We start from the raw sequence: 25,186 nt of genomic DNA on the forward strand, positions 1-25,186 counted from the left end.
GGACTCAGGACGGATGAGTGACTCAAAAGAGGCAAACTATGCTGCATTTTCTTGATAGTCTGAATCTCGACGAGGCAGATAAAATGGCGCTTGATACTTCCTGCCTGAATGAACAGGAATGGCAGGCGCTGCTCAATCAATTTATCTCTCATGCTGATGGAACAGAGCTATTCGAACTGGAAACAGACATCGCAGGTGACCCTGTAACTTATTGTCATCGCGAGTTAAATAAGCCGGTATGCGAACTGGCCGAACTTGAGAAAATGTTCTCTTCGGTCAGTATTCCAGAATTCCCGGTTGAAACCGCAGCCTATGCCCGGCATTTAAGCGACGATATTCTCAATCACGTTGTGCCTGTCTCATCACCAACGTTTGTTGGTCATATGACATCTGCTCTCCCTAATCACTTACCTATGCTCGGCAAGATATTGACCGCATTGAATCAAAATCTGGTCAAGCTGGAAACATCGCATGTGTTAACCGCACTGGAACGCCAAGTGTTGGGGATGATGCACAAACTGGTATATAACCGTGATGATAACTTCTATCAGCAATGGCTTCATAACAGTGAGCATGCTCTGGCAACATTCTGTTCTGGAGGAACACTGGCTAACTTAACCGCCATGTGGGCGTGCCGGAATCAACTCATGCCCGCCAATGGCGACTTTGCCGGTCTTGCACGCGAAGGGCTGGCCAGAGGGATGCTTCATTATGGCTACAGTGGATTAGCAATTCTGGTGTCAGAACTGGGACACTATTCGTTGAAAAAAACGGCGGATGTACTTGGTCTGGGACAGGACGCACTGGTAAAAGTCAATACTGATAAAGACGGACGGATCTGTATTAATGCCCTGCTGACACAATTGCAGAATCTGCGCCAACGCAATATCAAGCCGATGGCCATTGTCGGGATTGCCGGTACAACAGAAACCGGTGCTATCGATCCGTTGAATACTCTGGCGGATATCGCTGAACAAGAGCAATGTCATTTCCATGTCGATGCCGCTTGGGGAGGTGCCAGTTTGTTGTCAGAACGTTATCGGCATTTATTCGCAGGTATTGAAAGAGCTGATACAGTCACCATTGATGCCCACAAACAAATGTATGTCCCAATGGGTGCAGGCATGGTGCTGTTCAGTCAGCCTACCCTGACTGATGCCATTGCCCAACATGCCAACTACATTTTACGCAAGGGGTCTAAAGATCTTGGGAAACATACTTTGGAAGGCTCTCGCAGCGCAATGTCACTGATGTTACACAGTAACTTACACCTGCTAGGCCGACGGGGATTGAGTCACCTGATAGATGCCAGCATTGAGAAAGCACGCCAATTTGCTGATCTTATCCGCCAACAAGAAGATTTCGAATTAATCAGCGAACCCCAACTCTGCTTGCTGACCTACCGATACGTACCTCGTGCGGTGTTACAAGAACTACGCGAAGGGTCTGAAACCGTGAAACAGAAGTGGCATGAAACGCTCAATGCTCTCAACCAAAGTATCCAAGCCATGCAATGGAATGCAGGGAACTCTTTTGTTTCACGCACCTGTATCAATCCGGTGCAATGGGCCAGACAACCAACTATTGTTTTTCGTGTTGTACTGGCTAACCCACTGACAACATTTGAAATACTTGAGAATATGCTGGAAGAGCAACGCCAACTGGCTCAACGAAGCCCATATTGGCAGGCATTACAGGATTTACACCCAACAGAACGCGGGGGTTAACACAGCGACGAATTAACCTTTCCCCAGTCATGTGTAGCGGTCAATGAATCGCGGCCTCTCGGTTAATAGAAGCGAACCACTCAGAATGAAATCATATCTGCCGGGTTAAGTGTGCTTATCACTCCCAGAGCACCTTTAATCAATGGAAGAGCCACCGGTGAGAGATAGGAACCCAGAGGAATACTTGCATGATCGATGTGAGTAAGCATAGTAAAGTCGTGGTTGAGTCCGGTGAAATCGTCGCTGATGGCTTTACCAATGCGCACCGTCTGTGCCACTCCATGACCACTCCAACCATGTACCATATACACAGGGACGTTGTCATCACTTTTGCGGACATCGGTGGCCCCGTTCAAAGTCAGGTCGCTGATCCCGCTCCAGGAATATTCCAATTCGGGTTTTGCCAGATTCGGGAATACTGTTTTGATACGATTAAGCAAATAATTGTTCACATCACGCGGTGACCAGGAATTGCCAGTACCCTGTCCACCAAACAACAGACGGTTGTCGCGCACCGCGCGATAATAGTCTATTTGTAACTGTGTATCGTAGACTGGCAGATCTGACGGGATCAATTCTTTGATATCCACCGTCAAAGGCGAAGTTACCGCCACATAGGTGAAAAAAGGCACTGTAGTAGAAAAGCCGGATATAAACTTATCAGTAGAGCCATGCACCCCCAGTACCACGGCTTTACTCGCCCTGATAACTCCCCGCTCAGTTTCTATGATCGTGCTGCTGGCATCCTGCCTGATACTCTTCACTTTCGTATTGTCATAAACTCGTCCATCCAGTCTGGCAAAACCATAAACCAGACCTCGCAGCAGCGCCAGAGGCTGAACCTGTCCACCGATGCTGTCTATATTGGCACCATGATAGATACTCGAACTCACATACTGTTCCTGCAATTCGTGTGGCCCGATAACCTTCACCGCCGTATCCCCCAGATGACGCCGGGCATCAGCATCAGCCACCAATGACCCCATATGACCCGGGTGTATCGCTGCGGTAATATGACCATATTTGCGGTCACATTCAAAACCGTAACGCTCTTGGAGTTCATCTACAAGATTCATCGCTTCAACCGATGCAAAACTCCATAAACGTTTGGCTTCATCAGGTGAAAATTTTTCCAGTATAGTTTCAGCACCCCAGCGGGCAATTCCGGGGGTCATCTGTCCCCCATTACGGCCAGAGGCTCCCGAACCAATGTTATCCTTTTCAACCAGAATCACATCCACGCCCGCTTCTGCAAGATGCAGCGCTGTGGAAGCACCCAGCAACCCACCGCCAATGACGACAACCTCACACGTCTGGTCTCCAGAAAAACGTCTAAAATCTGGCCAATCGGCCAGAGAAGCCTCATAGTAGTTCGCTGGCATGGCGTTGACAGCCGCGTCTCGATGCCAGTTCCAGATGCGAGGATCCAATCCCAATCGGCTGGTTCTGTACTGTGAATCCTGCAACAGCGTCGGTCGGAGTGAGCCAATATTGACGACCGGAGCACCGACCGCAGTTAAGGCCCGGGCAAGCAAAGATGTGGCGGGAAGGATAGATGAAAGTACTCCCGCCCCAGCAAGGGTCACGGTAGTTGAGATAAAATCTCTTCTGTTCATTGCCATTTCAGCACTCCTTTATGACCGGAATTTACCCGTTAGTCTGGTCTGAGGTATTTTTCTGTGAGTTAATCCTGTTATCTGAACTGTATCTATTGCTACCCGCCTGCCCTTTAAGAGCGGCGAAAATCAGTAAGATAACAGTGCCGATAAATGGGATAAGATGTAACAGTAGCCACCAAGCGCTACAGTTGATATCGTGCAGGCGGCGAGCATTTACCGCCAGCGCTGGTAAAAATGTGAGCAGCAGATAGATAGCACTGAACCACCCCATATAAATTTCGGGATTGGCAACAGCAAATAGCCTTTCCAGGAAAGAAATGATGAGAACAGCCAGAATCTGAAACAGAACGAAATACCAGAACTCCTTACGCTTGGCTCGCCCCCTGAAACAGATATAATTCTTTAATACATTTAAATACCAGTACATTGTTGGCCTCTCTTATGAACCAGCGGGTTCCTCCTTGCCGTCATACTCATTTTCGGTTAATCCCTTTTACACTGGCGCAGCATGCCTGCTAACGAAGCGATAACTTCGCCGTTGGGGGGATAACTACCTCAAAATACCAGCAGTGACGGCTCCCTGAGTTTTATCGTCCACCAGTAACCAGTAAAGAGCTTCCAGCCACTACTTTTCCTCTTTATGGTTCAGATCGAGCAGCACAGATTCCAGAATGCTGAGCGCCTCGTCAAAAACTTCATCTTGTATAGTCAGCGGAGGAAGGAAACGGATCACGTTACCGTGTATACCGCACGTCAACAAAATAAGACCACGCTCTAGCGATTTCTGACGTACCGCGTTGGTAAAGCCGGCATCGGGTTCCTGACTGTCCGCACAGTTAAACTCCACCGCAATCATCAGCCCAAGCCCTCGTACGTCGGCGATCTGCGGGACACGCGGCCGCAGTTCACGCAGACATTGTTTCAGTCGCTCCCCTAGCTGAATCGCACGTATAGCCAGCTTCTCTTCTTCGATCACATCGAGCACCGCATGACCAGCCGCAATCGCTACCGGATTACCGCCATAAGTTCCGCCCAAGCCACCCGGTACCACAGCATCCATCAGATCTGCCCGTCCCGTTACCGCCGCCAGCGGGAAGCCTCCCGCCAGACCTTTTGCCATCGTGGTCAGATCAGCCGCAACTTTATGGTGTTCCATGGCAAACAGTTTGCCTGTACGCGCGAAACCGGTCTGGATTTCATCGGCAATGAGTACAATACCGTAGCGATCGGTAATTTCACGCAGGGATTTAAGCAGTTCAGGAGGTGCAGGATAGAAACCGCCTTCTCCCTGTACCGGTTCGATGATTATGGCAGCGACGCGCGTAGGCTCAATAGCGGTTTTGAAGAGATCCTCCAGCGCATTCAGCGTCTGTTCCACACTGATGCCGTGCAGCCCTACCGGAAACGGGACATGATAAACATCGCTAACCAGCGGGCCGAATCCCATTTTATATGGTGCCACTTTGCCGGTTAATGACATACCAAGGAAAGTACGGCCATGAAAAGCGCCACTGAACGCCACCACGCCGCTACGTCCGGTAGCGGCCCGCGCGATCTTAACTGCATTTTCTACTGCCTCAGCCCCGGTGGTAACAAAAACGGTCTTCTTCACAAAATTACCCGGTACCAGGCGATTCAGTCGTTCAGCCAACGCTACATAGTTTTCATAAGGCACTACCTGATGACAGGTATGGGTAAACTGTTCCAGCTGTTCTCTGGCGGCCGCAATGACCCGTGGGTGGCGGTGTCCGGTGTTCACCACGGCAATACCGGCGGCAAAATCAATATAGCGTTGCCCCTGGGCATCCCAGATTTCAGCATTTTCCGCGCGTTCAACATAGATTTGAGTGGTCACGCCAACGCCTTTCGCAATAGCCGCGCTGCGCCTTTTAGCTAACATGGATTCAATCATAAGTAGAATTCCCTGATCAATCTGAATAAGTGGGCTTCAACAGAAAAACGCCCTGTGTGATTCAGTGTGTGATGACGGCAGGATCACCAGATGCAATGAAGGTATTTCACCATCGGGTGACCGATTAACGCCTTGGCTTTTCAATAGCGAACCGGAACGCACTCCCGGCACTGTCGAAGTCACGACACGCGCATCGTTATTGATAATCAATGCTGGCTTACCGATGGCACTCAGAGCCGGCAGAAGTAGGTTATCCAACGTCGAGACAAGCATATCCACTGCCGCAACACCGGCAAACTCTTCACCGATAAGCACCGGATGGGCTATCGTAATCGTGTAGGCGCCGTTACAGACATAATCCACATAAGGACCGTCAATGACAGGAAGATGCCTGCTGGCCGGCTGCCGGAACCATTCAAAAAACCGGAAATCCAGACGCCTGCGCTGCTCCTGATTGTGTTCCAGCTGTGCATGCTGAATATTATTCCCTTCCTGACGCCACCACTCTAGCGTCCAGTAGCCATCCTCCTCTCCAACCGCTTGCGTTACCGAATAGCTGGCAAATCCTGCCCCGTTACACCATGCGTTGTTACTCAGTACATCGTAAATATGTGTTTGCAATGCGCCGCGTTGTTCCTGTGCCAAGCGGACTCCTTCTGTATGATATAACGGCAGATCCAATAAAATCCGCGCTGTCTTATCCGCCAGAGCCGCGGTGGCCTGCTTCGCTGCAATCAGGATATCGTCCAGGATGCTCCTGGCCCGTTCTACGTGTATGTCGTTGTACATATGCCTCCCTCTCTCCTGATGAAATGAATGCAGACACGTTACTCACGATCAGATCTCGGCAAAAATGGTACATCAGTATCCATACGCAATTTGCGTTCAAGCAGGTGGTCGGTAATTTGGATAATCATCTTTTGCGCAAGTTGGTAACAGGTAAGGTCATCACCTTCATACAGAGCGACCAGAAGTGTACGCCAGACAGCAACAACCTCGTTATGAACGGTGGCTTCTCGGTACAAAAGCGCCATCAAAGGTGTCCATTCAGCCTGAATCGCCAGCTCCTGATTGGCAAGCCTGGCCGACTGTGACTGAGATGCCAGGGTTAATAGACAACGCATATCTGTTTGTATACGGATATCCGGTTGCGTCGCGACCTCAAAGCTGTCGATCAATTGCTCAAGCTTTCTCAGTTCATCCAGTGTCGAACGTTGCGCCGCGAGCCTCGCACTGTGGCCGATCACTGCACAGTGAAACTCGCTGAAATCCGCCAGTTCACCTGAAGCCATCCGCCGCAACGGAGGATATTTCCGCATGGCCTCAACAGAGACCTGACACACAAAACTACCGCCATGACGTCCACGCCGAGTATCGATCAACTGCCTAGCGCGCAGCGTATTTAGGGCGTCACGAACAGTTACCGGTGACACACCCAACAACCGCGACAACTCGTTTTCGTTAGGCAGCTGCTCATCAGCCTGTAATATTCCGGAGATGATCGCGTTACTTAATCGTTCCACAACCTGTTCGGTCCGGGTAGCCTGATCGAGCGGGGCATAGATGATAGAATATGCCGTCATTCTCTAATTCCTGGTTGAAATGACATGGGATTTCAGCATGTCTGCAAACAACGCTAAAAAATACCGTGGCGATGCAGCGCTTGCGCATCCTCCGGTACCGGGGTGATAGCATCCCAAAGCTCAGCCACTTTGCCGTTCTCGATGCGCCATAGCTCAAAGTAACTGTGACGCGCTCCGGCAATGCTTCCCTCCGAATGGCTCAGAACAAACTGCCCGTCGGCTACTGTACGGTGGATTTTTGCATAATGCAGGCCCTGTCCTTCATCCCTGAGTTGCTTGAGAAACGCAATGACCGCAGCCGTACCATCAGGAATATCGGGGCTGTGTTGGCGAAACTCTTCACCATTGGTGTAGTTCCCAAAGTCATCATAGTGTCCTTCGATCAGGGTACGAGTGAAAAAATTAACCACTAGTTCACGGTTCTTCTCCCTGTCATGGCTGTGGCCCGTTTCAGTCGGGCCGTCTAACTGAGTTCGGCCACTGGCGTTGGGAGCGGACTGCGGCACTAGGCCATCCCAGTGCTCCACAATTAAGCCATCAGCAACCCGGTACAGATCGAAACCAACCAACGGCTGATCGTCTAACCCGGTAAAACGGCCGTGGATAGCAATCAGGTCACCATCCTGTAATACGCGGTACGTTTCATGGTGCAGTTCAGGATGAACCTCAACCAGCTCACGCAATCCGGCAAGACCATCTTTGACCAACGGGGAATGTTCGATGAAATTAGGCGAAAAATAACGCTCAAGTGCCCCCACATCACGGCGAGTAAACAGCTCGTGGTGTGCGTGCGATACCAAGTCGCGCGAAGATCTATTTTGATTCATTATGGGTGTCCTGCATCAGTCATTGGAGCTCATCACGTGTTTGATACGCGTATATTCTTCGAAGCCATAAGCCGACAGATCTTTGCCATATCCCGAATTCTTGAAGCCGCCATGCGGTGCTTCTGCCGTAAGAGGAATATGGGTGTTAATCCAGACGGTTCCAAAATCAAGCTCACGAGACATGCGCAATGCGCGGCCATGATCGCGGGTCCAGACACTGGAGGCCAACCCGTATTTCACATCATTAGCTTTCCCGATAGCATCCTGCTCTGTCAGGAACTTCTGCACTGTGATAACTGGGCCAAAAATCTCGGTCTGAATCACTTCATCGTACTGATCCAGACCGGTAATCACCGTAGGTTCAAAGTAATATCCCGAACGATCGGCCTGACGGCCTCCTGTTTCTATGCGGGCATGAGCGGGCAAACGTGCAATAAATCCCTTGACCTGTTCCAGCTGGCGAACATTATTAAGCGGCCCATACAGTGCCTCTTTATCTTCTGGATCGCCAAAACGGATGGCTTTGGCGGCCGCCACCAGTTTAGTGACGAAAATATCGTGAACAGACTCATGCACAAGCACTCGTGAAGCTGCCGTACAGTCCTGACCAGCGTTGAAGTACCCCGCGATAGCAATGGTTTCCACCGCTTTGTCCATATCCGCGTCGGCAAAAATAACCACCGGTGCTTTACCGCCCAACTCTAAATGCGCTCTGGTGAGATTAGCCGCCGCCGAAGAGGCAACCTGCAAACCTGCACGTACGGAACCCGTGATGGAAACCATCGCTGGTGTTTTGTGCGAAACTACCAGAGCACCTGCGCTGGCATTACCCAGCACCACGTTGAAGGAACCGGTGGGGAAGAATGGTGCGGCCAGTTCAGCCAGCAACAGAGTACTCTCTGGCGTGGTATCGCTCGGTTTAAGTACCACAGTATTACCTGCTGCCAGCGCAGGCGCTATCTTCCATACCGCCATCATCAACGGATAGTTCCATGGGGTAACCTGCCCAACCACTCCCAGCGGTTCACGCCGGATACTGGTGGTCATATCAGGAAGATATTCAGCTGTAGCCTTGCCTTCGAGAAAACGGGCAGCCCCGGCGAAGAAGCGAATATGATCCACTGATGTCGCAACCTCCTCGGAAGCAATCAGATGCTTGAGCTGCCCTGTATTGCGGCTCTGTGACTCAATCAGACGTTCAGCGTTTTTTTCTACCGCATCAGCCAGCGCTAACAACGCCTGCTGACGCGCCGAGGGAGTACTGCGTCCCCATATTTTAAACGCTTCTTTAGCTGCTGCATAAGCATCATCAACATCTGCTGTGGTCGCGTTAGGAGAACGTGCATAAGATTCACCAGTGACTGGACTTACCAAATCAAAATATTCAGAACCTTTGGATTGAATATACCGACCATTAATAAAATGCCTGAGCGTTGGCACCGACATGGTTACCTCCTGATGGATTGAATATATAAAATATAACCTATGATTTAATATATTTAATGGTTGCATCATTGTCAAATTTGTATCAAAAATGTAAAAATTCACATAGATTTATATACATACGAGTAACTTTCAGCATTTCCATCAGGAAAAAAGTTTAAAACTGTGAGTAGGATCGAGGATTTCGGGATTGGGCACTGTTGCAAAAAGCAGACTGCATCACAACTTAAACAAAACGCACTTAGTGGCCTGAAAATGCATTCACGTCTATAAGGTTAGCCGTGAAATTCCACAATTTTAACGCTTCTGCTGGATCAATTGCGTATTCACAAACACCGACAAAAGGTTCGGCATATTCTGATGCGAGAGCTGCAACATTACAATCTTCACAATAAAGTCCCCCCAGTCCTTTCAGGGATGGACTTGTTACCGCCCATACCCCAGTTGCAGCCCCTTGTTCTGGGGATTTAAAGGTTGGATCAATCGGATTTCCATCCTTATCCATCCACCCTTCATTTGTCATCTCTTCATTAGTCAGGTGTCTTTGGAGAGGAGTGAATATTTTACCTGGATGCAAAGAAAATGCCCTGATATCTCTACTTTGACCATAAATATCCAACTGCAATGCAAAAAGAACATTAGCAGTTTTAGACTGACCATAAGCAAGCCATTTGTCATAACCATTAGTAAAATGAATATCATCCCATCTGATTGGAGAATTATGATGCCCTGCGGATGAAACACATGCAATTCTTCCTCCGGAGCAAATATTATTCCATATCAGATTAACCAGCACATAATGGCCGATATGATTCGTAGCAAACTGAGATTCCCAACCCGGACCAACTCTTTTTTCGGGACAAGCCATGATTCCAGCATTGCAAATCACAAAATTAAAATTATAACTGTTGGTAGTGATAAACGATGCCAAACTCCTTACAGATCTGATATCTGAAAGATCAAGCTGAAGAATTGTGACATTCGGTAACCCACTTAGTGCTTTAGAGGCACTCCTTACATTCCGGGTACCTACAACTACATGCACACCTGCTTTTGAAAGTGCTTTGGTAGCCTCAAACCCCAATCCAGAATGTCCGCCTGTGATAAGGGCGACTTTATCCTTAAGGTCTAGAGATTCAAGCACATCAGAAACTGTAGATGACGCATTAAATCCTGCATTAATCGGCTTTTGTATTCTCATAAAATCTCCAATAAATATTTTATTGATCGCACATAACCGTTAAATGAAATCTATAGTGAACGCCATAACATCCGTTTTGCATCATTTCAGTATCTCCAGCAATTTAATTTGCCAGAGAGATAAAAGGCTAGACTAGTAACCAGCCAAAAAAGCTATGTTTTTACCATAAACATAGCGATATCAACGTGAGCGTATGGTGACTGAGAACTATCGCCTTATCAGCCTTAGTCACCTTACTACTTTCAAGTTACACCATCAGTTAACCGCTCTTATCCTTTACGCATCTGCATTTTATTGTGGCTTGCCACACGTTGTTGTCGGATAGCATCAGTCCGTTCTCTCACTTTCATTTTGCTGCTTCCGGGAGGTAATGCCCTATCAATAGTCAGTTCCGCACCGGATTTTGCCAGATTTTCCTGTAACTGATAGTGTTGATGGCACCAGACAGCATCAATATCTCTATCACGCGTGGTATCTCTTTCTTCTGAAAATGCCACAGTTCGGACCTGAAAACGGGCACTCTCTTCGCCACCAGCACTAAGTTCCAGACCATAATCCGGCGTTGACGGATGAGAAATGACCACCTGACCGTCAGTCAGCCACGCATTAACCGTATTTTCATTTACCTGATAACCTAATTCACGCAACCCTTCCAGCACGACATCGCGGCGTTCAGCCGTGATAATACGTCGTTCTATCCGGAGAATTGCCTCATGAACCTGTTCCAGATGGGCTGTTACCTCGGAAAGCGAACCTTGCTGTGCCACGATGTCAGCTTCACGGCCGATGGTGATTGCCTCTTTATCATCCAGACTCTCCAACTCGGCAATGGCGACAGCCAACTGAGTACGGAGATCCTGCAAATGCTGTTCCTGACGAATCTGCGCTACCAGCTCAAAAATCAGTGAATCTGCTCTGAGTTGTTTTTGTACCTCATCTTTCAGCAATAAAACCGTTTGATATTGTGCCTGATAAGACGAGAGATCACGCTGGTTATCAAGAATGCCCAGTTTGATGATCATGGATTCTATCTGCCCGAACTGAATAGTCGTTTTCGGATCAGGTGTTGTTGGTGCCTGCCAATCTCGTTGCAGATCGGCACCTTGTTCAGCCAGCAATGAAGCTAATAATGCTGATTGATTTTCTGTCAGACAGGATTGCTCTTTGACAGCCAATTCTAATGCCGCATTCAGCGAATAGTTGTCTGGCAGCTTACCTTCAAGAAATCCGGTCAGAAATTTCAGATTTTTGCTGCGATGATGGTGTTTTCGTACTTCTTCGGTCTGTTTTTCCAGTAACTCAGCCTGTAACAGTGCTGTCTCTTCCTGAATATCCTGCGTAAACTTCTCAATATGGCGTTGCAGAGTATCTATTTTACCGGGTGACGTAGAGATAGCCATCTGCTCCATACGAATGTTTAATGCCTGAAACTGCTGTGAGAACAGCTGATTCCTGGCTTCATCCGCATAAGTAAACTTCTGGCTGATATGTTGCCAGCGTTGATAAAGTGGCTTTAATCTGGCATGTGCACGTCGGCACATGCTCAAATCTTGTTCTCTGATTATGACTGTGTGTAGGGATGAACTCATAACAATTCCTGTATACCCTATAGATTGTGCGTTGAGAAGGCTTGTGTAATCGCTGCAACCAGTTTCTGTTGTGCAATTTCCGGCTGATAAAACCATTCCGTAACAGAAATCCGGTAACGGGATGGAACCACCTGTTTTAACACGGATGACCGCCATATTTCCCTCGCCCTTGCTTGCCGCAATAACGGATGGTGCGGCACATCGCATTCAATCCCGATGATATATCGCCCGCTGTGTTTATGTTCAATAATGCAATCAAAATAGAAAGCACCGACCTGCTGCACTTCAGCTATCTGCCAGCCTTGTTGTTGAAAGGATTGCTGTTGCATGAATTGTTGCAGGAAACTCACCACGGATTGCACAAAACCATCATTGGTTTGGTTGTTATCATTCAGACCGGTATCTGTACGGCACATTCTGTTGAGTAACGCCTGATTATGTTCACTTTGTCCGGTTGTCAGATTACGGGCAAACGTCAGATACCCTTGTAAGAAATCACGGGGAATGTCAGGTTTGCGATAGGTTGAAAGCAAGTCAGATATTTCGTCCAGTGGCATGGATGAAAAGATAACCACCTGTTTTCTGGCACGGGTAATGGCTACATTAAGCCGCCGTTCTCCGCCTGTCTGCCCTAATACCCCGAAATTACGCCGGAAACTCCCCTGCTTGTTACGCCCGAACGTGGTAGAGAATAAAATCACATCACGTTCATCACCCTGCACATTTTCAACGTTTTTTACAAACAACGACATATCCTCACCCTGTTCCTGCCGCTGTGTTTCCTGCATATAGGCCTGACGAAAATCCGCATCTGTTTCAGTACGTTCAGTCAGAAGATGATGGATTAGCTGTGCCTGTTTCTGGTTAAAGGTGACAATGCCGACAGATGGGCGGCTTTCAAACGGAACCAGCCAGATTTCAGCCAGACGTGTTACGATGGCTTCCGCCTCGCCGGGGTTACACTGATTGCTGTATGTTCCGTTAACCATCTCCAGTGACAGCGGTTTTATTTTACTGAGCACTTTTTCTGAATGCTGTGCCGGAATATTCAGACGTTTTTCATAAAACGCATGGTTTGAAAAATTAATCAGATCACGGTAAACAGAACGATAGTGAATATCAAGCGTATAAACTGGTAACACCGTCCGGGCCAAATGCAGTAAATCAGGACACTCGCCAATTTGACGGTAATTCCACTCACTTTGTGGTTTTTCCTGTTGCTGTTCTGGTGAATCGTTTTCTTCGTCGTCATCCTCATTATTGACTGACCCGGCAAAGAAACTAGAAGGTGGCATCTGTTTTTCATCACCACTGACAATCATTCGTTTACCTCGATACAACGTCGGTAAGGCATATTCTATCGGGATCTGAGAAGCTTCATCATAAATGACTGTATCAAACAAACCAGCTTTGAGTGGTAAGATCTGACTGGCGACATCCGGGGTCATCAGCCACACCGGACGCAAACACATCAGACCAAGCGCCTCTCCCTCTTCGATAAATTCACGTAACCTTCTGGCACGCTTTCCTGTTAAACGGGTAATCTCTTCCCATACTCTCCTCGGGCTGATTTGCGGATACTCTAATCCTTTATTGAAAGCTTCACGGTTCAGTGTCTGCAACTCACCCTGAATCTTTTCCAGTTGTTGAACACTGTGCTCTAATGCATCCTGCTCTACAGATAATGCAGGAAACTGACACTCAAACAACGCCGTCAAAGACAAATAATAATAGTATTTCAACGTATTCTCGATTGTCTGACGTAATACTGTGTCACTCAACTGAGACAGTTTCTCTGCATAAGGATGTAATTGCGCCAGAATTTTCCAATGAGTCTCACCAAAGTTTTCAGAAAGCATACTGAACTGCATATAAGGTTTTAACGTTGGGATTGCCGTCTCTATAGCGGTAAGATCATGGTTAAGAGACGTCTGATATTTAATCGCTCTAGCAAATCGCTGTTGTGTCTGACTGGTCAGATACGGAGTCAGTATACTGAGTACGCCACAACTATTTTCTTGTGCCTGAGCTCGTGTAATCGCAGTCTCGATTTTAAGACACTGCTGTAAAAAACCATCATGCTGGCCGTCATGTATCGCACTGAATAAATGTGCTGGCTGCGGGTAATCAACCACAAATTGGGTCAGACCAGCAATCTGACGAAGGTTGGCTGCCGTATTTTCCAACGTCTGAAGTAATAAAAAAGCATCAGAATCAGAAAATTCTTCAACTTCAAGTTGTTGATGTAACTGATTCAGTTCGTTACGGATAAGTCGCCATGTCTGTTCGACACTGATTGAATGAGAAAAGGCGGTGTACTGCGCCGGATTATCACTGATGCCGTGCATAGCAGAAAAAGCGTTAAACTTACGTTGGCGGGCATGATAAAACGGATTCAGATACAACCAGAATGATGTCTGCTGTTTCTCTTTTAATGCCTGCGATAGCTGTGCCAACACCGGATTTTCACAATCTCCCAGAAGATGGAATAAGCGCGGATCACACAACGAAACATCTACCTGCTGTAAGCGCATAATCAATGCTTCCAGTTGGCTGATAATCTGTTGACCACGCGACTGTTGACCTTTTTCATTACAGAACAACGGCAGCCAGCGAGCAAATTGCTGCCATGTCAGCGAAGATAATGAAGCAAATTCCACTTTACAAGCTACCAGAGCGGGCTGATGGTGGGTCAGTGTTTCAATGGTGATCTGTGTATCAGACAGGGTCAGGGTCTGTTCCCGTGCTATTTCAGCCTGTATAAATTCGGCAAAGTCCCGGTTAAACTGATGACAATTGTTGTCATCCGCAGAGAAAGGACGCAATTGCGAAAGCGGACTATCCTCATAATCGGCAGCCAGCCATAAAGGAACGGCCTGAACGATATCATCAATGGTTTTGATTGTTTCAACTGCGTCTGATGAGAGGAATAACGATTGCAGTTCTGATAAATCGAGCATGATTTTTCCCTTATCACGCAGTGCGATCAGGGAGGCCATCAGTTGACGATAAGAACATCCCGCCGCTTCATGATACTGATATAGCCCGTTATAGTAGCTATCCAGTTGTGTTTCATATCTGTCTATACGCTGAGCGGTAATATCGCGTTTACGTACCCAGTTTTCTGTCTGATCGCCGTTTTTCTCGCGAAGAAACAGATCATCAACTTGTGAGCGTACCAACTGGATGGTATCACGTCCTTTCTGCGTCTGATTTACAAGCACAATACGGTTCGTCAAGCCACATGCTATCAGACGTTTATACACGACTTCCAGTGCGGCGGGTTTCTGACAAATTACCAGTGCTGTTTTTTGCCGCCCGATTGTATCCGCAATCAGATTAACAATGGTCTGGCTTTTACCGGTTCCCGGTGGGCCTTCAATCAACAATCCCCGATTTTGCCGTGCTGCCACCACCACTATTTCCTGAGACGGATCTGTCGCACTGACAAAATAGCGTTCTTCTGCTTTTAACGAAAAAGATTCTGGCACTTCGGACTCCAGCAGTCCCAGTGCTTTTTCCAGTGCTGTGTTCTCAATCGGCAAACCGGCAATTTGTTGCAGGTCTTCACCAATAGCCTGTCCGATAAACGACGTGTGAAACAGCACGGCTGAACAACACAACGATGCACTGTTCTCTTCGATTTCCGCATCTGATGGCAATGCAGATAAATTCCTTACTGTCACCATCATGACAGTAGAGAGCTTTTCCATAACACTCTCGACCGTCAGTCCGGTATGACTAAGAAGTTGATCCAAAGCTATCTGCCACTCTTTTACCAACGGAATACCATTCAGGCTGGCCAGAGCCGGATTGAGTCTCACCGCACTGCGCTCATTATCAAACTGCAAACGGGCAATGCCCCGCAGTCCGGTATTCATCACCAGATTAACCGGCCAGAGAAACAGCGGTGCGATACGGGGCTTCATCTTTGAAGGCTGGGTATGAATGAGCAGGAACGGAAATCCCAGATACATGCCATTTATGCCGGTATCACGCTGATATAGTTCGGTTTGTGCCTGTAATGTTCGTAGCCGATCGTTGACTTTAGGCATCTGCAATAAGGTCTGGCTATCGATTGCAATCGCATTTTTAGGTCGGTTAATTAAATGCTGTAACAGATCCTGCGCACTTTTCCGGTCACTATTCAGTTCAGCCAAATCAATCCGACTTGCCGATGGGGTCAGACGCATACGAACCAAAGATCCCCGCTGCGTATTTGCGGTGATTTTGCGGGTAAAAAACTGCATGACTTGATGAACATAGCGTTGCTTTTCCGGTACGACCCATTGTTCCGCAGCAATGGCCAGCATCACAATGATCTGCTCAAGCGGTAGACGCCGTGTCAGTAAAAATTGTTCTCTCCATTCATCAATATCCGCGATCCCGCATCGACAAAAATCACCGATCCGCTCTCTTAACTGCTGATACAGAGTAAGGCGGGGCAATTGTAATAACGCATCTGCCCGCGCATTCTCAAATGTACTGATGCGATAACGTCTTGCCAGTTTATCGGCTTCATCCAATAATGTCTGACGTGCGATAAACTGTCCGATATCTGCACCCAACAATAGAATAAGGTCTTCATCCTGTAAATTCTGTCTGTCAATCAGTGTTCGTAAACCACTGTGATGTGTATCGGGAAATAACTGATGATGCGCCTGCCAGCGGGCAATGAGCTGGCTATGAGATGTAATCAGCAAATAGATTTTCAGTATATTTTCATTAAGAATGATTTCCAGCGTTTCTGCCCGATTGCGGATCTGCTTCTGACGATGGTAAAGCTGTACCAGCCAGTGTTTGGTATCTATTTGCTGTAACAGTTGGGCCAGCGGATCATTAATCAGGCTGTAACTGATACCCGCATGTTCCAATAACCAGGAAGGCGTGATGATCTGACCGCAGTAAATAAACGGCATATTCGGATTCAGCACCTTTAAGGTCAGCATCAGGCGCAGATTGTCATCAATCTTTGGAGTATCAATAAAAAGACGCAATTGCTGGTGAATTAATTCATAGTGACTCATTCCGGCCAACCATGAAAAAAGCTCCCCACGCAGTAATAAGGACAAGGCTTCATCCCATTGAGCAGTTTCTGCTGCTTTCAGAGCAAACAGCGCCGGTTGACTATACGCCTGTCCCGCAAGCGTGAGCTGTCGGCCGTTTTGCAGCTGTTGCTGATCCGTCTCTTCCGGCACAGCCACTGCTCTTCCGTCAAGCCATGCTGATACCTCTGGCCATTGCCACCGCTGTTTGCGGTCACGGATTAATAGTCCGCGCAGCAGAATACGGATATTTTCATCCAAATCATCGGGAATGGTGACACTGTGAGTCATGATCTGAATCAGAAACGCATTAGTGTGAATCTGTTCAAAACAACGCCCAAGAGTGAGTTGTTCGAGCAGAATAATGCCCAGACTCCACCAGTCAGAAGCAGCGGAAACTCCTCCAGCTAATATTTCCGGTGCGCTGTAACGGCTGATATCCAGCGGTGAGACGATATCAAGATCGTATTCCGATAAACAAGCAGAACCAAATTCGATGATCACTATATCCAGTGGCGAACGCCGACGGATCATAATATGGGCAGGGCTTAGATCACGATGGCGTAAACCGTGCTCTGTAAAAGCAGCCAGTGCCTGACCAATTTCCCGGATAAGCTGAGAGATCTCTTCCGGTTGCCAGTAATCGCCCCGAGCAATAAATGCTTCTAACGAACCACCGGAAATATGTTCAGTCACATGCCACGGTCTGCCGTACTGACGACCTGTGTCCAGCAATTCCGGCACATGACTTTGCGACAAAAGCCGGAACACATCATAGACAGACTGATCAGGTTCTTCACCCAACTGATAAAGCGTTAAAACCCCCTGTCTACCGGTTTCCCGATGAGTCACATTGTAGCGCTCACGCGGGCTATCACTATTGTTGACTCGTTCACCCAGCAGCCAGTCTCCGATAAACGCTGGTTCTGCCTGTGAAAGTGTTGTGCTCTGATCAACATGATTTTCCGCAGAGAATTCGGCTGCATCCGCACCACATTGCAGACACATAAGATCACCTTCTTCCATCGGGTGACCATTCAAGCAAGTAAAGGTATGCTCCTGAAACTCCGAATCTATGGGTTCTGGCGTTGATGTGCTGTCCGGCAGTTTCGGACGCCAGCTTTGTTCATGGATAGACTCGGCAGATAAATCCCATCCGCACGGCTGTACGCCAATATGACCTTCACAAAAAATTTCAGTCAGTGGCCGCTCTGTCTGACAATGGGGGCAAAAACGCATCATAGCCATTACATACCTGTAGCTGTTGTTATTCTATTTTTTAATTTGTGTAATCTGATGATCTTGTTGCATAAGCAGTGTTCTGAACCGCTCCATATCACCCTTTTCCGGAATACCGGCAATAAATACTCGGCCTTGCGCATCCAAAGCAAGATCCAACACTTTGTCCGTTTCATCCAGCGGAAGATGATAAGTGTGATAACGCTGTCTGCCCAACGGAGTTAAAAGATGAAGTTCCTGATTATCGCTGCCCCGCAAACGCAAATTTTGTGTCGCATCCTGTTGATATGGGCCGGATACCAAGGCATCAATCAAACTGTCCATTGTTTGTAGCATTGTTTTTAACATGCTGTATTCGTATCCGCTGAAAACCAGAATATCGCCAGAAAAATGATCACGTAACGTTTTTAACAGCGTATAAAGCGCATCTGGCTGGTCAAAAGGCTCACCACCGGAAATAGTGATACCATCTGCCTCTGCCAGCCACAGTGTGAGCTGAGTTATCAGAGTACTTACGGCAATGCGTTGTTGTGTCGGGCGCCATGTACAGGGGTTACGCATGAAAATATTTAGTGGATAATTCCCTCATTTTTAGAGGGAATGCAGATGAAAAAATTAGTGGATGTCTTTTCTGATTTTCCAGACCCGCGTTGTCAGGGAAAGATCAGGCACCGTTTTATTGATATCTTAGTGATTGCGGTATGTGCTGTCATTGCCGGCGCTAACGCCTGGACCGATATTGAACAGTATGGTCAACTAAAAAAGGATTGGCTGGGTTCATTTCTTCCGCTCAAAGGCGGTATTCCGTCACATGATACTTTCCGGCGCTGTTTCAGTTTATTAAATCCCCGCCTCTTTGAACGCCATTTTTATCAGTGGGTTTCTCATGATGTTTCTTCAGAAAAGCGGGCGATCATTGCGATTGATGGTAAAAGTTTACGCCATTCGTTTGACAAGAAAATTGAACAAAGCCCATTACATGTGGTAAGTGCATTCTCCGTTGAGAAAGGGCTTAGCTTATGTCAGTGTGCTGTAGACGGAAAATCAAACGAAATTAAGGCCATCCCCACATTATTATCGATGCTTTCCTTGAAAGGCCATCTCGTGACGCTTGATGCGATGGGCTGTCAACGCACGATTGCCCAGCAATTACGCGAGAGCGGAGCCGATTATATTTTGTCCCTTAAAGGCAATCAGGGAAAAACCTTTTCGGAAGCGGTTAACTATTTTCAACAACAACGGGCAACACAAAAACCTTATCTGAAACCTGACCATGATGAATTTGAAGATAGCCATGGGCGTACCGTCAGACGACGCGGATGGGTTCTACCGCTGACACCAGAAACAAAACACTTAGGCTCCTGGCCAGATATTCAGGCTCTTCTGGTCACAGAAACAATACGGCAAGAACAATATTCTGAAACAGTCACCTCTTATTTTCGTTATTATTTAAGTAGTTGTCAGGACGCTCCTGCCTTTCAGTTAGCAGCCATTCGGAAACATTGGGCTATTGAAAATAGCTTACACTGGGTGCTGGATGTCACTTTTCGGGAAGATGATTCACGGATGAGAGAGCAGATCGCCACAAGAATATTTGCCCAATTACGTAAAATGGCGCTCAATATCGTTAAACGGGATACCAACAATAAGTTGAGTTTGAGTGCCCGAAGGAAATCAGCCGGGTGGGATAATGGCTACATGGAAGCCCTGTTATTTAATCAATTTTAGCCTACCAAAATTTCATGCGTAACCCCTGCCCATAGCTCCTATCTGAGTTCCCTTTTGTCTGTAATAAGCAAGCGACTTCCATTAGAAACGTGCACGGCATTCTGAAAAGTAGCAGATAACCGTATGTTTATAAAACAGTGAGCAAACGCGCTAACAAAACAGTAACTTGAAAGACAACGGGGATATCACAGATTGTGTGAATATTGTTGCTGTCGGTATGCTGACAATGATAATCCTGTTTCTCGTTTAAAATAACGGGACAAATAAGAGGGATCATCAAAATTCATTTTGATAGCAATTTCATTAACCGAGATTGCAGATAAATTCAGCAAAGCTTTAACCTCTAAAATAACCTGTCGGTTAATCAATGTCTTCGGTGAATCATTGAAATAGACTTTTGTAATTTGTGAAAGGTAAAACGGAGTGATACTAAGCTTATTTGCGTAAAACGCTACATCCCGGTGCTGTATACAATGTTTGCTAGTCAATTCCCAAAAACGCCAGCATAGTTTTTCTTTACGACTGAATTCTTTATTTACTAAGTAATTTTTATCTGGAATATGCTCTGTAATTGCCAAAAAAAGATTCTGCAAATGGTTACACATCATCACTTTTTGGTAATCCGTATAATGCACCATCATATAGTTAGTTTGCGTTATCCATGTTTTCAGTATTGGTATTTCTGACGGCTCCGGCGAGCATATAGGTGTATCATGTAAGAAGGAAAACAGAGAATTCGGCAAGGCATACGCAATTTCAGAAGCAAAACTTTTATCAATAAAACAATAAAATAATCTGAAATTTGCAGACTTTTTCTGCCAGATAGCAATCGAATCTTCAGCCAATACTAAAATATCGTAAGCTTTTACCGGATACTTTTTGAAATTAATATTGATGGTAGCTCTCCCTTGCAGGCATATCAGCACAACGGTATAAGAAAGCTGCAATGGATACTCAGTTTCATCGCAAATTTCACTCTCACCAACCACCACATTTTTCTGTTCTTTCAGCCGTTTTATAATAATTTCATACATTGGGTAGTTTCCATTTTGTCATGTTAATAATGAGATAAAACCGACCTGACGCTGATTATATTTAACTCACTTCGTGCTTAACTAACTGAAAAAATAGCCTTAAAATAAGAAAAAAGTTTTCAAAAGTACCTAAATCGCTCTGTTTTTGCCATTACATCATCGTGTCCTTCTTCCTAAAATAGCCTCACTTACATGATTTAGGCCGTAGCGAAGGCTTAATAACGCAACTCAACGGTGAATAACATAATGAAAAGTCTAATAACAAAAAGATTAATTTTACGCTCTTGGCAAGAAACAGATGCTGAAAGCCTGCATAAATATGCCAAAGATGAACATGTTGGCCCTATCGCAGGCTGGCCAGTGCACAAAAGCATAGAGGAAAGTGCCCAAATTATCCGCGATATCTTTATGTGCGACGAAATCTACGCCGTTACACTGAAAGAAGATAATCGTGCTATCGGATGTATCGGTCTGTTAATGGTAAAAGATAGTAACTTCCCTATCGGAGATAATGACGCAGAAGTGGCATATTGGATTGGAGTTCCCTTCTGGGGACAAAGACTTATTCCTGAAGCATTGCGTGAACTGATGCGCCACGCGTTTGAGGAGCTGAAACTGGACAATTTATGGTGCGGCTATTTTGCTGACAATCATAAATCAAAAAGTGTGCAGGAAAAATGTGGTTTCCGCCATTATCATACTATTAAAGAGCAGTATATTGAAATTCTGGGTGAAACCCGCACTGAAAATATCAGTCGGATCACACGTGAAGAATGGTATGCATTATGTAACGCCGCATAAATAAAAAAGCTTAATGAGATGTATCAAATACGTTAAGGGCAACATTACTGTTGCCCTTAATAACACTTTATTAATTATTTCCAGTTGATAAGGCAATAATGTTTTTTGCCACGGCGTAACAAAGTATAACGCCCAAACAAATGATCATCGTCTGCAAACACGTACATAGGTTCAGATTGTTTTTCACCATTAATGGAAACTGCATTAGAGCTGATCATGGTACGCGCTTGTCCACGGGAAGGAACGAATTCAGCTGTAACCAACGCTTGTTGCAAATCAGCTCCCTTTTCAAGTTCAATCGCAGGCATACCATCTTGCGCCAATTGAGCAAAGTCATCTTCGGTCAGATCAGCAATAGCCCCAGAGAATAAACTCTCAGTGATGCGTTTTGCCGCAGCAAGACCTTCCTCACCATGTACCATACCTGTAACTTGTTCTGCCAATACATATTGGGCGCGTGGAGCTTTGCCGCTACTCTTATCTTCTTCTTCCAGTACATTGATATCTTTGATGTCCATGAAAGTGAAGAATTTCAAGAAACGATAAACATCGGCATCTGCTGTGTTAATCCAGAACTGGTAGAATTTGTATGGGCTGGTTTTCTTCGGATCGAGCCAAACAGCGCCGCCTTCTGTCTTACCGAATTTAGTTCCATCTGATTTGGTGATCAGCGGTACTGTCATACCAAACACTTGTTTCTGGTGTAAGCGACGAGTCAGATCGATACCTGAAGTAATGTTACCCCATTGATCTGAACCGCCAATCTGCAACTCAATACCATATTTCTCATTCAAGTTTGCAAAATCATATGACTGCAACAGATTATAAGAAAATTCAGTATACGAAATCCCAACATCATCACGGTTTAGACGCTGTTTTACCGCTTCTTTGTTGATCATTTGGTTAACAGAAAAGTGCTTGCCAATATCACGAAGGAAAGCCAGCACATCCATTTCACCAAACCAATCATAGTTATTGGCCAGTTCCGCGCCATTTTCACCATCAAAACTGAGGAATGGTGAAACTTGCTTACGAATTTTCTCAACCCACTCTTTGACAGTTTCTTGCGTGTTCAATTTGCGCTCAGTTGCCTTAAAGCTTGGATCGCCAATCAAACCTGTCGCACCGCCGACCAACGCAATAGGCTTATGCCCAGCCAGTTGGAATCGTTTTAAACACAGCAAGGGAACCAGATGGCCCAAATGCAAGCTGTCAGCGGTAGGATCGAAGCCACAATAGAGAGAAACCGGACCTTGCGCCAGTCTCTCAGCTAACGCCTCTTCATCCGTTACCTGGGCAACAAGGCCCCGCTCTTGCAATTGTTTAATCAGGTTATTGCTAGACATCAATGACTCCATCGGTTTGTATACTTTACCTATATACCTATACCCGTCGCTTTTCAAATCGCCGCTTTGTCGGCCGCATCTCGAAATCCATTGGATATATATAAGTATCTCGTTATAAATCACGTGCTATAGAATAAAACGGCAGTATTATAAGTGCCAGTATAAAAATGGTAATTATCTCTTTCATCTTTAAAACTACTACTTTATTGGCTGTAATTTGAAAGCTGTCAGATACCATTGGATATAAAATAGTGTTAAGGTGCTAGACGATCAACATGCCAATCATCACCTTTACGCTGATACAGAAAACGGTCATGAAGGCGATAAGCACCTCCCTGCCAGAATTCTACCGAATCAAATTCAACTCGAAATCCGCCCCAGAAGCTGGGTAAAGGAACCTCACCGTTCTGGAATTTTTGTTTTAATTCCAAAAACTTTCCTTCCAAAATTCCTCTGGCAGAGATCCGAGAAGATTGCTGGGAAGCCCAAGCTGCAATCTGGCTATCTTTTGGGCGACTATGGAAGTATTTAACAACTTCTATGGGAGACAGTTTTTCTGCTTTACCGAGAAAACTAACCTGCCGTTCCAATTGATACCATGGAAAATGAAGGCTAATCCGGTTATTTTGTGCCAGATGTTTCGCCTTACGACTGCCAAGGTTGGTGTAGAAAACTAGACTATGAGCATCAAAATGTTTTAATAAAACGATGCGCTGATAGGGTTGACCATGCTCATCCACTGTAGCAATGCACATTGCTGTCGGATCACTGAGTTTAGCTTCACCAGCCTGCTTTAGCCAACGCTCAAAAAGCTCAATAGGTTCTTTAGTAAGATCTTTTCGCCTTAATCCGCCACGTATATATTCGCGACGCAGTTCTGCGATAGCCGTTTCATTATGTTCTGACATTTCTAACTCTCGGTTTATTACATGAGTATAGCATATCATTGTTATCTGCTAGCTAACTGTATTGATTACCTTATTATTTAACTACAGGGTAAATAGCCCCTAAAATTGTCTCTCTATCCGCACCTGTCACTGACGGCAAGTTACCAGACAATCCAGACATAGTTCGGAATGCCAGCCAAGCAAATGCCAGAGCTTCCATATCATCACCACTTAAACCGTACTTATCTGTCGTTGCAACTTCAGTACCCGGTAATAAAGTTGATAATCGGCTCATCACGCGGGGATTACGTGCTCCACCCCCACAAACCAGAAGACGTTCACATCCGCCACTTAACGTAACTTGCTGAGCAATACTGACAGCCGTTAATTCAGATAGCGTTGCCTGAACATCCACCGGAGCAATATCTGGAAAATCGGCTAACTGTTTTTCCAGCCATGCCATATTAAAATATTCACGCCCTGTACTTTTTGGTGCAGTACGTGCGAAATAAGAGTCTGAAAGCATTTTTTGCAGTAAAGATTCATTGACTGTTCCTTCACTGGCCCATAATGCGTCTTTATCATACTGTAACTGCTTATGCCGCCATGTCCAAGCATCCATCAACATGTTGCCCGGCCCTGTATCATATCCTTTAACAGCTGAATTAGGCAGAAGTGCAGAGATATTTGCAATTCCACCAATATTCAGAATAATACGTCTTTCTGTTGGATGCCCCAATACAGCCATATGAAATGCAGGAACCAGCGGTGCGCCTTGACCACCATAGGCCATATCACGCCGTCTGAAATCACCGACAGTTGTAATATTGGTGAGTGCCGCAACGCGGTTATTGTCACCAATCTGCATGGTAAAAGGCTTTTCACCATCCGGCTCGTGCCATACTGTTTGCCCATGGCAACCGATGGCAGTAATATCACTTGCAATTAATCCCGCTTTATTCAATAACCCTTGAACGGCTTCCGCAAAAAGAGTACCTAACTCATAATCAAATCTCCCTACCATTGATAATGTCGTTTGCTGTCCCTGACAAATAGAAAGCAGTTTTTGCTTAAGTTCCTGCGGGAAAGGATGACTATAACTCTCTTGTTGAGTAACACCTTTATCACTAATCTCCGCCAGAATTACATCAACTCCATCCATGCTGGTGCCAGACATAACACCAATATAACGTCCTGACTTCATA

Annotated in this window: 18 protein-coding genes; 3 read left to right on the forward strand and 15 right to left on the reverse strand. The window is 46.2% G+C overall.

All coding sequences use genetic code 11. From position 1 onward, the window contains the following. The first annotated feature begins 17 nt into the window (after positions 1-17). Positions 18-1,727 (forward strand): pyridoxal-dependent aspartate 1-decarboxylase PanP, encoded by a 1,710-nt coding sequence (gene panP, locus AC5JQI_RS10570; RefSeq protein ID WP_493912123.1) that lies wholly within the window; start codon positions 18-20, stop codon positions 1,725-1,727. 80 nt (positions 1,728-1,807) lie between these two features. Here panP and AC5JQI_RS10575 read toward each other — a convergent pair whose 3' ends face one another. From AC5JQI_RS10575 to AC5JQI_RS10625, 11 genes are all read right to left on the reverse strand, one after another. Then, complete coding sequence (locus AC5JQI_RS10575; RefSeq protein ID WP_493912124.1) at positions 1,808-3,349, reverse strand: NAD(P)/FAD-dependent oxidoreductase; 1,542 nt, start codon at positions 3,347-3,349, stop codon at positions 1,808-1,810. Between the two features lie 25 nt (positions 3,350-3,374). Continuing rightward, positions 3,375-3,773, reverse strand: a complete 399-nt coding sequence (locus tag AC5JQI_RS10580; RefSeq protein WP_323854619.1) for a DUF805 domain-containing protein — start codon at positions 3,771-3,773, stop codon at positions 3,375-3,377. A gap of 198 nt (positions 3,774-3,971) precedes the next feature. Next, the gene (locus AC5JQI_RS10585) at positions 3,972-5,258 is read right to left on the reverse strand and encodes a 4-aminobutyrate--2-oxoglutarate transaminase (protein WP_493912125.1); all 1,287 of its coding nucleotides are present in this window, start codon (positions 5,256-5,258) and stop codon (positions 3,972-3,974) included. 36 nt (positions 5,259-5,294) lie between these two features. Beyond that, a complete protein-coding gene (locus AC5JQI_RS10590; protein ID WP_493912126.1) occupies positions 5,295-6,047 on the reverse strand; it encodes a cache domain-containing protein in 753 nt (250 codons plus the stop codon). A 38-nt stretch (positions 6,048-6,085) separates the two neighbouring features. Continuing rightward, positions 6,086-6,841, reverse strand: a complete 756-nt coding sequence (locus AC5JQI_RS10595) for a FadR/GntR family transcriptional regulator (RefSeq protein ID WP_493912127.1) — start codon at positions 6,839-6,841, stop codon at positions 6,086-6,088. A gap of 53 nt (positions 6,842-6,894) precedes the next feature. Then, a complete protein-coding gene (locus tag AC5JQI_RS10600; protein WP_493912128.1) occupies positions 6,895-7,668 on the reverse strand; it encodes a nuclear transport factor 2 family protein in 774 nt (257 codons plus the stop codon). A 15-nt stretch (positions 7,669-7,683) separates the two neighbouring features. Continuing rightward, positions 7,684-9,114, reverse strand: a complete 1,431-nt coding sequence (locus AC5JQI_RS10605) for a gamma-aminobutyraldehyde dehydrogenase (RefSeq protein ID WP_493912129.1) — start codon at positions 9,112-9,114, stop codon at positions 7,684-7,686. A gap of 238 nt (positions 9,115-9,352) precedes the next feature. Further along, entirely contained in the window at positions 9,353-10,312 is a 960-nt protein-coding gene (locus tag AC5JQI_RS10610; protein ID WP_493912130.1) for an oxidoreductase, read from the reverse strand. A gap of 269 nt (positions 10,313-10,581) precedes the next feature. Then, positions 10,582-11,901 carry a hypothetical protein gene (locus AC5JQI_RS10615; RefSeq protein ID WP_493912131.1) on the reverse strand — a complete coding sequence of 440 codons (1,320 nt, stop codon included), beginning with the start codon at positions 11,899-11,901 and terminating at the stop codon, positions 10,582-10,584. Positions 11,902-11,918: 17 nt separating this feature from the next. Beyond that, positions 11,919-18,194 carry a protein kinase domain-containing protein gene (locus AC5JQI_RS10620; protein ID WP_493912132.1) on the reverse strand — a complete coding sequence of 2,092 codons (6,276 nt, stop codon included), beginning with the start codon at positions 18,192-18,194 and terminating at the stop codon, positions 11,919-11,921. 24 nt (positions 18,195-18,218) lie between these two features. Further along, positions 18,219-18,746, reverse strand: coding sequence for a 4Fe-4S cluster-binding domain-containing protein (locus AC5JQI_RS10625; protein ID WP_493912133.1), 528 nt, complete (start codon positions 18,744-18,746; stop codon positions 18,219-18,221). Between the two features lie 45 nt (positions 18,747-18,791). Here AC5JQI_RS10625 and AC5JQI_RS10630 point away from each other — a divergent pair, with 45 nt between their 5' ends. After that, the gene (locus AC5JQI_RS10630; protein WP_493912134.1) at positions 18,792-19,913 is read left to right on the forward strand and encodes an ISAs1 family transposase; all 1,122 of its coding nucleotides are present in this window, start codon (positions 18,792-18,794) and stop codon (positions 19,911-19,913) included. Between the two features lie 185 nt (positions 19,914-20,098). On the opposite strand, the gene AC5JQI_RS10635 is transcribed toward AC5JQI_RS10630, so the two are convergent. Further along, positions 20,099-20,947: a helix-turn-helix domain-containing protein gene (locus tag AC5JQI_RS10635; protein ID WP_493912135.1), complete on the reverse strand. Its 849-nt coding sequence runs from the start codon at positions 20,945-20,947 to the stop codon at positions 20,099-20,101. A gap of 246 nt (positions 20,948-21,193) precedes the next feature. Here AC5JQI_RS10635 and AC5JQI_RS10640 point away from each other — a divergent pair, with 246 nt between their 5' ends. Further along, complete coding sequence (locus tag AC5JQI_RS10640; protein ID WP_493912136.1) at positions 21,194-21,748, forward strand: GNAT family N-acetyltransferase; 555 nt, start codon at positions 21,194-21,196, stop codon at positions 21,746-21,748. 74 nt (positions 21,749-21,822) lie between these two features. On the opposite strand, the gene tyrS is transcribed toward AC5JQI_RS10640, so the two are convergent. The 3 genes from tyrS to anmK form a co-directional block, all read right to left on the reverse strand. Then, complete coding sequence (gene tyrS, locus AC5JQI_RS10645; RefSeq protein WP_493912137.1) at positions 21,823-23,094, reverse strand: tyrosine--tRNA ligase; 1,272 nt, start codon at positions 23,092-23,094, stop codon at positions 21,823-21,825. Between the two features lie 254 nt (positions 23,095-23,348). Beyond that, on the reverse strand, positions 23,349-24,002 hold the full coding sequence (gene pdxH, locus AC5JQI_RS10650) for a pyridoxamine 5'-phosphate oxidase (protein WP_493912138.1): 654 nt from the start codon (positions 24,000-24,002) through the stop codon (positions 23,349-23,351). A 73-nt stretch (positions 24,003-24,075) separates the two neighbouring features. Then, on the reverse strand, positions 24,076-25,185 hold the full coding sequence (gene anmK, locus AC5JQI_RS10655) for an anhydro-N-acetylmuramic acid kinase (RefSeq protein WP_493912139.1): 1,110 nt from the start codon (positions 25,183-25,185) through the stop codon (positions 24,076-24,078). Between the last annotated feature and the right edge of the window lies 1 nt (position 25,186).

The sequence above is a fragment of the Xenorhabdus sp. XBWT genome, from assembly GCF_059072735.1.